Here is a 13,627-nt window from a genome sequence, read left to right on the forward strand (position 1 = left end):
CCTCTTCGCCCATTTCCTGATCGGCCATCTCGTCCATCGAGACCTGAGCCTGGCTTGGGTCCTGGGTTTCGTCCTGGCTCGACTCGGGGCTGGCGTCGCTGTCTTCGGCCTGGTCTTCGTCCTGACCTGTACTGTCGGGTTCCTGATCGTCGTCGCTGCCCTCTTCGGCTTGATCCTGGGACTCGTCGTCCAATTCGTCCGGGTCATCACCCAGTTGATCGCCATAGCCCAGGTCGGTGATCACCGCGCGGGTGAAGCGGGCAAAGGCGGCCTGATCGTCCAGCACATCGTCCAGGTTCTCCAGCGTTCCGCCAGCCTGATTTTCGATAAAGCCGCGCCACAGTTCCATCACGTTCTGCGCGCCTTCGGGCAGGTCGCGCCCTGTGGCAAGATGTCGGACCAGATATCCCGCTGCCGACGGCAGGGGTGCCTCGGACGCTTCCTTGATCTGGTCATACCCCCGGCGCAGGGCCTCGTGTCCGATCTTTGCATCGATATTGCCTGCCGTGCCGGGCATGTCGCGCGCGCCCATTGCCTCGCAGCGGGCGGTTTCCATCGACTCGTAAAGTTCGCGCGCCAGATCGCCTTGGGGGGCATAGCGCGCATGGGTGCCCGCATCGTGATAGCGGCGATACATCGCCATTGCATCCGCCGTGCCCCGTGCCAGCAGAACCTCGTCGCGGGTCAGCCGTCGACTGATCTGCGGCAAGCGCATCGCATCGCCGGAAATCCCGGCAGGATCAACGGAATAGCTGACCGTCAGGTCCGGGTCGCGGGCCATGACCTTGGTCGCTTCGGCCAAGGCCTTCTTGAACGGATCGGCGGGGTTGTCGGTCGGTTTGCTCATTTCAAGTCCCGTGTTTCCGGATGGCGTTCCGCAAAATCCTCACAGATGGCACTTAGCCGTTCAAAGATGTCCCGGCTTTGCGTGTCGCCTCCGTAAATATAGCTTTCCATCAGTCGCGTCATCAGCGGACGTTGCGCAGCGATGTAGGAATCGACCTCTGCATCCCGCTCTGCCAGTCGCAGCGCCACCTTGCGAAAGGCCTCCGCTGCCTGCGCATCGCTTGGGTCCGTGTCCAGATAGGCGGAAACCTTGGCATAATCAGAGTACCCGTACCAGAACGCGGCGCATTGTGCGGCTGGGTGAAGGGCGTCTTGGGCCGTGGCCATTGATCCAACCGCCACCGTTGCAAGGGCAAGGGCCATGCGTCCACCACGTCGCGTGGCGGACATCAGAGGGATGTGATGGCGCAGCGTCACCCAATACTCAGGCTGGCCGCGCTTTCGGGAAGTTCCTCGTCAAAGCAGCGCTGGTAGAACTCTGCCACGGTCTGGCGTTCCAGCTCATCACATTTGTTGAGGAACGACACGCGGAACGCATAGCCCACATCGCGGAAGATCTCGGCATTCTGCGCCCAGGCGATCACGGTCCGCGGGCTCATCACCGTGGACAGATCGCCCGACATGAACGCGGTACGCGACAGGTCCGCCACGGTCACCATCTGGCGCACGGTCTTGCGGCCCTTCTCGGTGTTGTAATGCGGTGCCTTGGACAGAACGATGGATGTCTCGGCGTCGATCGACAGGTAGTTCAGCGTCGCCACCAGTGACCATCGGTCCATCTGGCCCTGGTTGATCTGCTGGGTGCCATGATACAGCCCCGTCGTGTCACCCAAGCCGACAGTGTTGGCCGTGGCGAAGATGCGGAAATACTTGTGCGGCGTGATGACTTCGTTCTGGTCGAGCAGCGTCAGCTTGCCGTCGGTCTCAAGAACCCGCTGGATCACGAACATCACGTCGGCGCGGCCCGCGTCGTATTCGTCGAACACGATGGCGGTCGGGTTGCGCAGCGCCCAGGGCAGGATGCCTTCCTGGAACTGCGTGACCTGCTTGCCGTCGATCAGTTTGATTGCGTCCTTGCCGATCAGGTCGATCCGGCTGATGTGGCTATCGAGGTTGACGCGCACGCAGGGCCAGTTCAGCCGCGCCGCGATCTGTTCGATATGGGTGGACTTCCCGGTGCCGTGATACCCCTGGATCATCACCCGGCGGTTGTTGCGGAATCCAGCCAGAATCGCCATCGTCGTATCGCGGTCGAACTTGTAGGTGCTGTCGATGTCCGGGACACGTTCCGTGCGCTCGGGAAAGCCATGGACAATCATGTCCGTATCAATGCCAAACACCTCACGCGCCGAAATTTCTTCTGTCGGTTTGGCGTTGATGTCGATCGTCCCGTCGGCCATGTTGCGGACATCCTTCTCAGCTGGGGTTTTGCGATTGTGTCGTGCAACATAATGGCGGGAGGGGCAAGGGAAAGGGTACGGTATTTCGGTGATGACTCCGCAAGAAGAGGTCGAAACCCTTCTCTCCCGCGTGGCGATGGGCGACCGTGGTGCCTTTACCAGCCTCTATGACAGGACCTCCGCGAAACTTTTCGGTGTGTGTCTGCGTGTGTTGAATGATCGCGCAGAAGCCGAGGAGGTGTTGCAGGAGGTATTTGTGACCGTGTGGAACAAGGCGGACAGTTACAGGGTCAACGGGTATTCCCCGATGACCTGGCTGATCACGATCACCCGCAATCGCGCGGTGGATCGTCGCCGCGCGCTAAGGCAGCCGCCTGCACCGATCGAGACAGCCGATCTGATGCCCGACAGCAAGCCGGGCCCCGAAGGCACGGCGATTGCGCTTTCCGAAGCGCGCCAGATCACGAAGTGCCTTGACGAATTGCCGACGGCGCGGGCGCATCTGGTGCGGCGCGTTTACCTGGATGGCGACAGCTATAACGATCTGGCAGACGCGACCGGTGTGAACCTCAACACCATTCGCACATGGCTGCGGCGCAGCCTGATGTCCTTGCGGGAGTGTCTGAGCCGATGAGTGACATGACAACTCCGCCGCAGGGACCAGAAGACGATGATCCGCGCGCACTGGCTGCGGAATATGCTCTGGGCCTCTTGAGCGATGAAGTACAGGCCGATTTTGAGGCACGCTTGGCGGAAGACCCCGATTTGCGCGACGAGGTTGTGACCTGGCAAGAGCATTTTGCCGGGTTGATGATCGACGAGGTCGATGAAGTGACACCTTCGCCGCAAGTGCGCAAACGGCTGGAATCGATCCTGTTCAAATCCGATGAACCGTCGTTCTGGCAACAGCTTTGGCCCTATGGTCTGGGCGGCGTGGCCGCAGCGCTTGTGTTGTGGTTCGCCATCACAAGTGGCGTGATCGTTCCGGACGAAGACGCCCTGCGCGCCGATCTTGTCGCAGAGCTTGCACCTACGCCGGATGGGGAGGGGCTGGTTCTGAGCGCCAGTGTCGACACCACCCGTGGTGCCGTCCGGGTTGTGCGCGCTGGCGGACAGCCGCCGGACGGCCGCGTGTTCGAGCTGTGGCTGATCGCCGGAGACGCGGCGCCTGTGTCTCTGGGTCTGCTTGAAGAACAGGAAAGCACGGTGATTGATCTGCCAGAGCAGGTGCTGGCCCTCTTGCCCGGCGCGGTACTCGCGATTTCCGATGAACCGCCGGGTGGGTCCCCGACCGGGGCTCCAACAGGGGCCGTGCGGGCGGCAGGCGCGCTCACGCCTTCGTGATCACGATGTGATGTGATTGTTGAAACACTGACCGCACGGCGTCCGTGTCTACCTCCGACCCGCATCGAAAACCGGTGGGGAGAATTGGAGGACGACATGACATTCAAGACACTTTTCACCGCGTGTGTGACTGCAACCGCTTTGACGGGCGCCGCTTCTGCCCAGAGCATGTCCGGCACGGACAACCCGATGGTGGGTGGTGCGGCCATGTTCGCTGACAAGACCATTGTCGAAAACGCCGTGAATTCGGCGGACCACACCACACTGGTCGCCGCTGTCAAAGCTGCGGGTCTTGTCGATACGCTGATGGGGGAAGGCCCGTTTACGGTGTTTGCACCGACAAATGCCGCCTTTGACCGTATTTCAGACGAATCTCTGAACGCGCTTCTTCAGCCTGAAGCCAAAGCGCAGCTGACACAGATCCTGACCTGTCACGTCGTCGCCACCAACGCGATGTCGGATGCCATTGCCGGGATGATCGCGGATGATGGCGGGATGCATCCCGTTCCGACCGTAGGTGGCTGTACGCTTCAGGCGGAGATGAGCGGCGACACCATCACGCTCACAGACGAAAACGGTCGTGAGGCGACTGTGACAATTGCAGATGTGAGGCAGTCAAACGGTGTGATCCATGTGATCGACCGTGTTCTTTTGCCGGCTCAGTAAATCCCCCAATCCCCACCACGGGGAGTGATGAGATCGCGCAAAAGTGTGTGCCCTGGCCTTGCGTCACAGCGGGCTGGGGCACCATCTAGTTGGTAGTTCGAGGAGGATCCCATGTTGAGACGACATTTCTTGCAAGGCACAGCCGCATTGTTGGGCTTCACCGGTTCCGCCAGGATGGCCACTGCGGCCGAAGGCACATTCGAAGTGACGCGCACCGAGGCGGAATGGAAATCCATGCTGAACTCGCAGGAATACCGGGTGATGCGGGAAGAGGGGACAGAGCGGGCCTTTACCTCACCCCTGAATGACGAAAAGCGCGCGGGCATGTTCCATTGCAAGGGATGCGACCTCGCGCTGTATGCGTCCGAGCACAAATACGATAGCGGCACAGGATGGCCAAGCTTTTGGCAAGCACAGGCCAACGCGATCGAGACAAAACCGGACCGGTCCCTGTTTGGAACTCGCACAGAATGCCATTGCCGCCGGTGTGGCAGCCATATGGGCCATATCTTTGACGATGGGCCACAGCCTACGGGCAAACGCCACTGTATCAACGGTGTCAGCCTGAGCTTCCGCGCGGCATAAGCGCCGCAGGATTTTCGAAAATCCTGCGTAAACTCTTTGAAGAGTTTACGCCCTCAGTTCCCGCGTGCGCCAAGCCCCAGTTGCATCAGCGTCTTGCGTACCGGTTTTAACGTATAAAGCGCATCCAGCCCCTTAGCGCGGATATCCCGCAGCGGTTGCGCGCTGAGCATGGATGTCCGGTTGAGCAGCGTAATGCCCGCGACCCGTGCGCGGATATCCACGATGCGCTTTTGGTGATAGGCGTCCAGCATCCTGCGGTTGCCGATATCCCCATCCGCCTGACGCGCCAGATCGCGCAGGACGCTGAGATCGGTCAAACTCATGTTGAGACCCTGCGCGCCGATAGGTGGCACCACATGCGCCGCTTCGGCGACAAGGGCGATCCGTTCACCGCTAAGCCTGTCCGCATGTTGGCTGATGATTGGCCAGACGGTGCGCCGCGACGCCAGTCTGAGCGGGCCGAAAAGATTGCAGGATCGGGTGGTCATGGCCTCTTCGAACGCCTCAGTCTCAAGCGCGGCCAGGGCATCGGCCTTCGGGCCTTCCTCCATCCAGACAATCGCCGACGACGGGCACCCGTCAAGGTCGGGCAGGGGCACAAAGGTGAACGGTCCCCCGGTGCGATGAATCTCGGTCGATATGTTCTCATGCGGGATCGGGTGGGTGACTGCAAAGGCCAATGCCTTCTGGCCAAACCGGGTGGTCTGAACGTCGATCCCGGCGGCTTTTCGCATCGGTGAGGTGCGGCCATCGGCGGCGATCACCAGCTTGCAGCGCAGCTTGCTGCCGTCGCTCAGTCCGACGCGGGCTTCCGCCTCGCGGGTGAACAGCGATGTTGTTCCGAGGCCGGCGCGGAACGTGACGGTCTCAAGACCCTGCAAATGCGCAAGAAATTCCCGGCGCAACAGCCAGTTTGGCAGGTTCCAGCCAAACGGCAGGTCCGAGATGTCCGAGGCATTGAAAGCCTTGGTCACGCGCGCGTCCGGAGCGACTCCGCCCGCATCGACAATGCGCATGACCTGAAGCGGCATGGCATGGTCGGCCAGACGTGCCCAAAGGCCGATATCCTCCAGAAACGCTTGCGCCGGTTGCAGAAACGCCGTGGTGCGCAGATCTGCCCCTTCGGCGTCGCGGTCGGTCACGGGCGGCGTCGGATCGAGACACAGAACCGAATACCCTTCAGCGCCAAATGCAGCGGCGGCTGCAAGACCGGCGATGCCGCCTCCTGAAACGATGATGTCATAGTCCATGGCGTGACCCTTCGGGCAGTTTCCTGATCGGGTTCTAGCCCGGCTTATCGCAAAGCGCGATGCGTCAGGGCGCCCGCGTTACTTACCAACCGTAATCAGGATCAGCGTCACCATCACAACCGGGACCATCGCGAGGGCCGTCATGCTCAGAGCCACGATGCCCCACTTCATCACCGCAAGCACGACAAGTGTCAGCAGGGCGACCAGAAGATAATAAATCGTGTCGGATGATCCTTCTTTCAGATCGCGCGCGATCCAACCGAAAACGGGAACGGAATAAAACGCGCTGCGACGGCGCGACTGCATTGGCTCGGAAACAGACATGTAGGATTCCTCTTTTACCTCTATCGGAGATAGGTGCGCTGTGCCGGACAAAAACTGCCAAATTGCCGCAATGCGGCGATTATGCGGTCAGGTCAGTCGCGCAAGGAATTCCGTCAGTTCGGATGTATGGTGATGAATGTGATCGGCCTTGATCGCATCCGGGGCGACATGGACGGTGCGCATCCCCATCGCATGCGGCGCGGCAAGGTTGCGGGGGTCGTCTTCGAACATTGCCGCGCTTTTTGTGTCGATACCATCGCGGCCGAAGACCTTTTCGAAGGCACTGCGTTCGGGTTTCGGGTGAAAGTCGGCATGTTCCACGCCGTAGACCGCGTCGAAGATATCGTCCAACCCGCGCGCCCTGAGCACGTTGCGCGCGTAGGGGGCCGATCCGTTTGTGTAAACGATCTTGCGTCCAGGCAAGTCCTTGATCAGGGACGCAAGATAGGGGTCTTCGGACAGAACGGTGAAATCAATGTCATGCACGTCATGCAGATAGGGTGACGGGTCCACATCATGTTCGCGCATCAGGCCAGCCAGCGTAGTGCCGTAGGTTTTCCAATAGTCGAGCCGCAGTTCATTCGCCCGGTGTCGGTCGACCCCGATCGCGTCCATGACAAACTGGGTCATGCGCACCTCGATCTGGTCAAACAGACGCACCGCAGGTGAATAAAGCGTGTTGTCGAGGTCAAAGACCCAGTGGCGCACATGTGTGAAAGCTGACTTTACCATAGGATGCAATCTACGCGCGCCGTAAGGGCGCGGCAATGGCTCAACTTGCGTCTTTCGCCGTCCCGGCGCTATCGTGCGGAAAGTTGAACAAGGATCACGCGGTATGAAAGATGTGAAGCCCCCTCAGAAGGACGCGTACGCCTCGATCCTGGAGGCGATTGATGTCGGCGTCTACCGGCCCGGCGACCGACTGGTTGAAAGCGATCTGGCGGAACGGTTCGGGATGTCCCGCACTCCCATCCGCGAAGCGTTGCAGCGGCTTGAAACGCAGTCTCTTCTGACGCGGGACGGGCGTTCCCTGATTGTGGCGTCACTGGATCACAACCAGATGGCCGAGCTGTATGTGGTCCGCACCGAACTTGAAGGCTTGGCGGCGCGATTGGCCGCGCGGCATGCCACCGAGGAAGAGGTGCAGGTTCTCAGAGGCATGGTCGAGGATGACCGGGCGTTGCTGGAGGATCCTTCGGCCCTTGCGCGGGCCAACCGGCGGTTTCACAAGCAGATCCACCTTGCGTCTCACAACCGGTTCCTTGTGCAGCAGTTGGACCTTGTCCACCGCTCCATGGCGCTCATGGCGACAACATCTCTCGCGGCGCAGGGCCGCGGAGAGATCGCACTTGCCGAACATCAGGCGATTGTCGATGCGATCACCCAGCGTGACGAAGACGCCGCCTACAAGGCGCTGCGCGATCATATCTCGGTGGCCTTCGTCACCCGGCTCAAGCTTGATTCAATGTCCAAGGAAGCGGTGTAGTCAGCGGCGGGTGACATGAATGTCGCCACCGATGACATCAGGCTCTGACAGGCCGTGCTGGGTCTTGTCCCAATAGAACGGTTTGAAGATCAGTTCGGACCACGCCTTGTAGACGGCAAAGACCCCCATCGGAAAATAGAAGAACATCATCGGCACCCATTGCATGAGTTTTTCATGCTGCGTGCGCCCGACCGCGACGAACCCGATGAGCAGGGAAATCAGTTCGGTCAAAAGAAAAAGGGCCAGCAGGCCCTTTGTCCACTCGGCTGGAAAGACGTCCAGAAAGGGTGTCGAAAGTCCGAAACAGACCAACCAGAATGACCACAGTGCCGGAGCGAGGGTGAATTGCAGGATGGTCGTCAGAAAGAAGAACTGAAACCCGAGGAACTTGCGCGGGCCCAGATCGCGCAACAATCGCAAGGGCCGTCGCATATGCACGAGATAGGTGATGATATACCCCTTGAGCCAGCGTGACCGCTGCTTGATCCACGGCACAATCCGGTTGTTGGCCTCTTCGCGGGTGACGGTGGGAATGAGGATCGTGCGGTATCCAAACCGGCCAAGACGCACACCCAGATCGGCGTCTTCGGTGACGTTATGCGCGTCCCAACCGCCGACATGGGTCAAGGCCGCCCGTTTGAGGTAAACCGTTGTGCCCCCCAAAGGGATCGGAAATCCAAGCCGTGCCGCACCCGCCAGCACGATCCGGAACCATGTGGCGTATTCGATGGTGAAACAGCGCGAGATCCAGTTCGATCTGGTGTTGTAGAAATCAAGGATCCCCTGCACGCAGGCAACCTCGACCGGAGCCATGTGAAACGCCTCGACCACACGTTCGATCTGATCCGTGGCGGGCGCGTCTTCGGCATCCAGAATGCCGATAATGTCGCCGCGCGTATGCCCCAACGCAAAGTTCAGCGCGCGGGGTTTCGTTTTCAGATGGCCTTCGGGCACGCGCACGACCCGCATCCATCCGGGAAGCGATATTGCCTCGATCATTTGCCGGGTCGTCGTGTCACCGGCCTCGAGCACAAGGATCACGTCAAGGAGGGACTTCGGATAGGTCAGTCGAGACAGCCGTTGAACAAGCTCATGGGCAATCGCGGCCTCGTTGAAAAGAGGGACCATCAGGCTGACCACAGGTTTCTCGGCCAGTGGAACATGCACCGGCTTTTCAGGGGGTTTCTTGTAGCCAGCGAAGAAGACCGCGATCTTGAACAGTTGGCAGGCCAGAAGATTGGTCACGGCAACAGCTGTGATCCCGGCAAAGAACGTGTTCGGAAAGTAAAAGATCAGCGCCAGGCTGACCCCGAAGAACAGCGATGCGGCGATCCCGCGGGTCACGGTCAGCTTGTTGATGTCACGACAGCTGTAATCATCCTCGACCTGCATTTCGGCGCGGGCGGCCAGGTAATCGCCGTGTCGTTCCGAGATGACGTGCAGGATGTCGTCTTCGGCCACGTCCGCAAAAAGCACTGGTCCGATGTCATGTTCAAGCATGTCGCGCAGTTGCGATCTGTCCCGGCCGGGCGTCGCCCCGATCAGGATCGCTTCGCCCAGAGTGCCCCAGGGAAGGACACGGTGCTCAAGACAGAATTCGGGGGTCAGAAGGTGATCCAGCGCAGGGTCGGGTGGATTTGTCGCCGGATCCAGCCTTCGCCGACTTGCGGCAAGGCTGCGGGCATTTCGCAGAACTGCTGCGGTCAGATCATCCGGCCCAGCGGGGTGCATCCGTCGAGAGGGCGCCAGCACAAACGGCGTTTGGGCCGTGATGGGTGTCTTCAGTGCCATGTCATCCCCGGTGTTCTTTCAGGGATGAGCTAATCCTTAAACGGTTAATCGGGCGTTAATGCGCGTCAGACCTTTTCGGCTTTTGCCTTTCCCATCGACTCTGCGAACCGTTCGAACAGGTAATAGCTGTCCTGCGGACCGGGGCTTGCCTCTGGGTGTTGCTGGACCGAGAACACCGGGCGGTCCGCCATCCGGATTCCGCAGTTCGATCCGTCAAACAGGGACAGATGCGTTTCCAGAACGCCGGTTGGCAATGTCTGGCTGTCAACGGCGAAACCGTGGTTCATCGAGGTGATCTCGACCTTGCCGGTCTCGGTGTCCTTGACCGGATGATTGGCCCCATGATGCCCGTGGTTCATCTTGACCGTCTTGGCCCCCAACGCCAGCGCGAGCATCTGGTGGCCCAGGCAGATTCCGAACATCGGCAACTCCGTGGTGTTCAGAATGGTCTGGATCATCGGCACCGCGTATTTGCCGGTCGCCGCCGGATCGCCCGGACCGTTGGACAGGAACACACCATCGGGATTGTGGGCCAACACCTCTTCGGCTGTTGCCGTTGCGGGCAGCACAGTCACGTCACACCCTGCGCTGGCAAGGCAACGCAGAATGTTGCGCTTTGCCCCATAGTCGATGGCGACGACCTTGTGCTTGGCGTTGGTCTGGGGCGTGTAGCCATCGGGCCAGGCCCACCGCATCTCGTTCCAGCGATAGGATTGCGCGCAGGTCACATCCTTTGCCAGGTCCACCCCTTCGAGCCCTGGAAAGGCACGAGCCTTTTCAACCAGCGCGCCGAGGTCGAAATTGCCGTCCGGATTGTGCTCAAGCGCGACATGTGGTGCGCCCAGTTGCCGGATGGCGCGGGTGAGGCGGCGCGTGTCGATGCCGCCGATGGCGATGCGCCCGCGCGCGGTCAGCCAGTCGCTCAGCTCCTGCACCGCGCGCCAGTTCGAACTGTGGGTCGGCATCCATTTGACAACCATGCCGTCCGCCACCGGATCGCCGGTTTCATCGTCATCGGGGTTCACACCGACATTGCCGATATGAGGGAAGGTAAAGGTCACGATCTGACCCGCATAAGACGGGTCGGTCATGATCTCCTGATAGCCGGTCATCGCGGTGTTGAAGCACAGTTCGGCCACCGATGTCCCGGTTGCGCCAAAGCCCTCACCATAGAAAACCGTGCCATCCGCAAGCGCGAGGCACGCGGTCGGTTTGTCATTGGAAAACTGGGACATGGCGCGACTCCGCAAGGGGTAAAATCGTCCGGAACCTACGGCTGCGCTGCCTTGCGGTCAAGGGAGGTAAGAAAATGTGATATCTTTAGAATTCAAGGGGTTAGGTAAAATCTTGGGTGCTTGCGTCTGAGGGTGTCCTCGCTTAATGTGCCCGCTCGTTCAACCATGGGATGGAAATTCATGGACCTTCGCACCCGGATCAACACGTCTATCAAACAGGCGATGCGCGACAAGGACAGTGCACGGCTCTCGACCCTTCGACTTATCAATGCAGCGATCAAGGATCGCGACATCGCTGCGCGCGGCGATGGCAATGAGGACGGTGTCGGAGATGAAGAAGTTCTTGGTATCCTTGGTAAAATGGTGAAACAGCGCAAGGATACCGCCAAGACCTATGAAGAGGCGGGGCGGCTTGATCTGTCCGAGCGTGAATTGTCCGAGATTGGCGTGATCGAGGAATTCCTGCCACGCAAATTGTCGGATGACGAGGTTGCGGGCGCTGTCGATGCGGCAGTGGTCGAGACAGGAGCCTCCTCGATCCGCGATATGGGGCGGGTCATGGGGGCGCTCAAGGCCAAGTATAATGGCCAGATGGATTTCGGTGCGGTTGGTCCGATGGTGAAGGATCGTTTGTCCAACGTGTAAGGGGTGATTTTCCATTGATGGAAAATCGGCGATGCGTCGACGCATCGTCAGCGGTTCGTTCAAATTGGAAAATCGCGTCTGATGTCGTCCAGCGTGGCGGCATCGCTGATCTTGTAGGACTGCACAAAGCGCGTCTTGTAGCCGACACGCCCTCTGCGCGCCCCAAAGTTTTCGCCGTGGTTGAGCATGTACAGCACGGACGGGCGCGACAACCGCTTCAGGGGCTGACCGGCCAGCTTTGCCAAATAGGGAAACATCCTGTGCTCGTGCTGGGTCATCTCTGCCAGAAACGCAGTGGAGTCGGTTTCTGACGGATCGTGATACACCGCCGCGCAGCTTCCACACAGCTTCCAGAACGGTTTGCGCAATGGTGTGACAAGGTTGGGTTGATCCGCCAGGGCAATGTCGCCCGTCGCCACATCCATGACCAGACCGGACTGCACAAGATATCCACCGGTCTCCTGTCGGGTGAGCATGTCCTGAACGGTGCCCTGCCGCAAAAGATCATCCGCATCAAAGGACATCACATAGCCCGGTGCCGGTGTCAGTCGGGGTAGGGCCGCGTTCAGCACACCGAGCTTGCGCCATTTGTCGTTGCCATGCGTCGGATCGTCAAAGGGGACATAGGTGATGCGGGGGTCGTCCGGCAGGTCCGGTTCCGTCTGGCAGCAAATCGCGGCGATCCAGTTCGGATTGTCCTGTGCCAGGAAGCTTTGCAGCGTGGTCCTTAGCCGGTCCGTGACGGAGGGCCAATCACCGACGTGATGGGGACCGACCAGAGGGATCAGAAAGGTCACCTGTTCTGCGGTTCTGGGCGCGAGATTGGCCGCCCTGAGTGCAAGGGCGGCGCGTTCGGATGCGACCATATCCGCCGTGGGGGTGGTCTGTCCCAGGACAGTTGCGCGCAACAGGTGGCGCGCGCGGGCGAGTTTCGGGACGGCGGGAACCTGTGCCATGGAGCCTCGGGTCAGGGGGTGGCGATGCGCCGAACCTTTTCACTCAGCTCTGCGTATAGCTCTTTGCGTTCGTCTTCGCTCAGAAACGCGCCGATCTCAACCTCTCGTCCAGCGCCGGACAGGGTGACGTAATGGGGAACGGGGCCGCCTTTCTGGTGCATGTTGACCTGCGTCCAGTACGGGTTGCAATGCCATTCCTGCGGTGCGCCCTTGCGGCTCTGGCGTGTCAGGTGCAGATCGTCCGACGTCAGCGTCAGGATTTCCATGATCTGAAGATCCCGCTCGTTGCGCCGCAACGCATACCACATGGCCCCCAGCGCCAGCAGCATGAAGGGCAGGATGCCCCACAGCAGCACCGTGCCGATCAACCCATAAAGCGGAATTGTAGACAGGGCGAAAATGCCGAGGATTGTTGCCGCGAACCCATGCGCGGGCAGCGATTGATGCGGCCAGAGCCGCAGTTCCAAAGTGGTCTGGGACTCGTCTGTCCATGTATAGGGCATGGTTGGGTCAGTATCCTGTCAGCAGAAGATCGGTCGCTCGCACAATCTCGTCGCGCTGGTGAGACGCCGAGCCAAGACGTGTCCCAAGCTCTTTCTTCGTCAAGGTTGCCAACTCGGTTGTTTGCAATCGCAGCGTCACATCACCCAAGGTCAGTTTCGGGCTCAGGTTCTTGAGCGGTGGCTCAGGCCAGTGTTCGGGCAACAGTCGAGCAACGACGCGGGTGGCAAGGCTCTCGAAAGTGTCGCTTTGCAGGACAAGCACATAGGTATCGTTGTCCGTTTGATAGACATCATATTGCCTCGCCATGCCTACCACTTCCGATAGGCGTCGAGGGGCAGGCCTTCGTTTTCGACCCGACGATTATAGGCTTGGATGGCGTCCTTGTTTTCCTCTTCCCAGCGGTCAGCTTCGGCTTGTCGAAGCTGGTCCTTTATCCCCGCCTCGGCGGCACGGGACAGGTTCACACCGGCGTCTTTGGCGCGGGCGATCAGGTCGGCGTCGAGGCTGAGGCTGGTGGATTTGCGCGGCATGAGGGACACTCCTGTGCGGAAAGAATTACCGCAAGACGTACCCGAAAACAACGGTAGGTTTGATG

17 protein-coding genes and 1 pseudogene are annotated in these 13,627 nt (G+C 60.1%); 6 read left to right on the forward strand and 12 right to left on the reverse strand.

The annotated features are described in order from the left end of the window. The 3 genes and pseudogenes from ACTIEN_RS07085 to cobS form a co-directional block, all read right to left on the reverse strand. A pseudogene (locus tag ACTIEN_RS07085) lies at positions 1 to 847 on the reverse strand (cobaltochelatase subunit CobT); the annotation flags it as partial. After that, positions 844 to 1,209 (reverse strand): hypothetical protein, encoded by a 366-nt coding sequence (locus tag ACTIEN_RS07090; RefSeq protein WP_439522421.1) that lies wholly within the window; start codon positions 1,207 to 1,209, stop codon positions 844 to 846. The pseudogene ACTIEN_RS07085 and the gene ACTIEN_RS07090, both read right to left, overlap by 4 nt. A 50-nt stretch (positions 1,210 to 1,259) precedes the next feature. Continuing rightward, positions 1,260 to 2,246, reverse strand: a complete 987-nt coding sequence (gene cobS / locus ACTIEN_RS07095) for a cobaltochelatase subunit CobS (protein WP_439522422.1) — start codon at positions 2,244 to 2,246, stop codon at positions 1,260 to 1,262. 91 nt (positions 2,247 to 2,337) lie between these two features. Here cobS and ACTIEN_RS07100 point away from each other — a divergent pair, with 91 nt between their 5' ends. From ACTIEN_RS07100 to msrB, 4 genes are all read left to right on the forward strand, one after another. Further along, positions 2,338 to 2,880, forward strand: coding sequence for a sigma-70 family RNA polymerase sigma factor (locus ACTIEN_RS07100; protein WP_439522423.1), 543 nt, complete (start codon positions 2,338 to 2,340; stop codon positions 2,878 to 2,880). Beyond that, positions 2,877 to 3,590: an anti-sigma factor gene (locus ACTIEN_RS07105; RefSeq protein ID WP_439522424.1), complete on the forward strand. Its 714-nt coding sequence runs from the start codon at positions 2,877 to 2,879 to the stop codon at positions 3,588 to 3,590. The genes ACTIEN_RS07100 and ACTIEN_RS07105 overlap by 4 nt, the downstream gene beginning before the upstream one ends. A gap of 96 nt (positions 3,591 to 3,686) precedes the next feature. Beyond that, the gene (locus ACTIEN_RS07110; RefSeq protein WP_439522425.1) at positions 3,687 to 4,256 is read left to right on the forward strand and encodes a fasciclin domain-containing protein; all 570 of its coding nucleotides are present in this window, start codon (positions 3,687 to 3,689) and stop codon (positions 4,254 to 4,256) included. 111 nt (positions 4,257 to 4,367) lie between these two features. After that, on the forward strand, positions 4,368 to 4,841 hold the full coding sequence (msrB, locus tag ACTIEN_RS07115; RefSeq protein ID WP_439522426.1) for a peptide-methionine (R)-S-oxide reductase MsrB: 474 nt from the start codon (positions 4,368 to 4,370) through the stop codon (positions 4,839 to 4,841). A 53-nt stretch (positions 4,842 to 4,894) separates the two neighbouring features. Here the strand turns inward: msrB and ACTIEN_RS07120 are convergent, their stop codons facing one another. The 3 genes from ACTIEN_RS07120 to ACTIEN_RS07130 form a co-directional block, all read right to left on the reverse strand. After that, on the reverse strand, positions 4,895 to 6,091 hold the full coding sequence (locus ACTIEN_RS07120) for a UbiH/UbiF family hydroxylase (protein ID WP_439522427.1): 1,197 nt from the start codon (positions 6,089 to 6,091) through the stop codon (positions 4,895 to 4,897). Positions 6,092 to 6,169: 78 nt separating this feature from the next. After that, positions 6,170 to 6,415: a hypothetical protein gene (locus ACTIEN_RS07125; protein WP_439522428.1), complete on the reverse strand. Its 246-nt coding sequence runs from the start codon at positions 6,413 to 6,415 to the stop codon at positions 6,170 to 6,172. A gap of 87 nt (positions 6,416 to 6,502) precedes the next feature. Further along, positions 6,503 to 7,147: a pyrimidine 5'-nucleotidase gene (locus ACTIEN_RS07130; protein ID WP_439522429.1), complete on the reverse strand. Its 645-nt coding sequence runs from the start codon at positions 7,145 to 7,147 to the stop codon at positions 6,503 to 6,505. Positions 7,148 to 7,250: 103 nt separating this feature from the next. On the opposite strand from ACTIEN_RS07130, the gene ACTIEN_RS07135 reads away from it, so the two are divergent. After that, positions 7,251 to 7,901 (forward strand): GntR family transcriptional regulator, encoded by a 651-nt coding sequence (locus ACTIEN_RS07135; RefSeq protein WP_439522430.1) that lies wholly within the window; start codon positions 7,251 to 7,253, stop codon positions 7,899 to 7,901. On the opposite strand, the gene ACTIEN_RS07140 is transcribed toward ACTIEN_RS07135, so the two are convergent. Together ACTIEN_RS07140 and carA are read right to left on the reverse strand one after the other, a co-directional pair. Continuing rightward, positions 7,902 to 9,692, reverse strand: a complete 1,791-nt coding sequence (locus ACTIEN_RS07140; protein WP_439522431.1) for a glycosyltransferase family 2 protein — start codon at positions 9,690 to 9,692, stop codon at positions 7,902 to 7,904. Between the two features lie 65 nt (positions 9,693 to 9,757). After that, positions 9,758 to 10,927, reverse strand: coding sequence for a glutamine-hydrolyzing carbamoyl-phosphate synthase small subunit (gene carA, locus ACTIEN_RS07145; protein WP_439522432.1), 1,170 nt, complete (start codon positions 10,925 to 10,927; stop codon positions 9,758 to 9,760). Positions 10,928 to 11,107: 180 nt separating this feature from the next. Here carA and ACTIEN_RS07150 point away from each other — a divergent pair, with 180 nt between their 5' ends. After that, the gene (locus ACTIEN_RS07150) at positions 11,108 to 11,572 is read left to right on the forward strand and encodes a GatB/YqeY domain-containing protein (protein ID WP_439522433.1); all 465 of its coding nucleotides are present in this window, start codon (positions 11,108 to 11,110) and stop codon (positions 11,570 to 11,572) included. Between the two features lie 59 nt (positions 11,573 to 11,631). On the opposite strand, the gene ACTIEN_RS07155 is transcribed toward ACTIEN_RS07150, so the two are convergent. From ACTIEN_RS07155 to ACTIEN_RS07170, 4 genes are read right to left on the reverse strand one after another with little or no spacing between them, the layout of a single operon-like run. After that, on the reverse strand, positions 11,632 to 12,528 hold the full coding sequence (locus ACTIEN_RS07155) for a hypothetical protein (RefSeq protein ID WP_439522434.1): 897 nt from the start codon (positions 12,526 to 12,528) through the stop codon (positions 11,632 to 11,634). Between the two features lie 11 nt (positions 12,529 to 12,539). Next, positions 12,540 to 13,031 (reverse strand): DUF2244 domain-containing protein, encoded by a 492-nt coding sequence (locus tag ACTIEN_RS07160; RefSeq protein ID WP_439522435.1) that lies wholly within the window; start codon positions 13,029 to 13,031, stop codon positions 12,540 to 12,542. A 7-nt stretch (positions 13,032 to 13,038) separates the two neighbouring features. After that, on the reverse strand, positions 13,039 to 13,338 hold the full coding sequence (locus ACTIEN_RS07165) for a CcdB family protein (protein WP_439522436.1): 300 nt from the start codon (positions 13,336 to 13,338) through the stop codon (positions 13,039 to 13,041). 2 nt (positions 13,339 to 13,340) lie between these two features. Beyond that, positions 13,341 to 13,562, reverse strand: a complete 222-nt coding sequence (locus tag ACTIEN_RS07170; RefSeq protein ID WP_439522437.1) for a type II toxin-antitoxin system CcdA family antitoxin — start codon at positions 13,560 to 13,562, stop codon at positions 13,341 to 13,343. Between the last annotated feature and the right edge of the window lie 65 nt (positions 13,563 to 13,627).

Source organism: Marivita sp. (genome assembly GCF_051859345.1).
GTDB lineage: Bacteria > Pseudomonadota > Alphaproteobacteria > Rhodobacterales > Rhodobacteraceae > Marivita.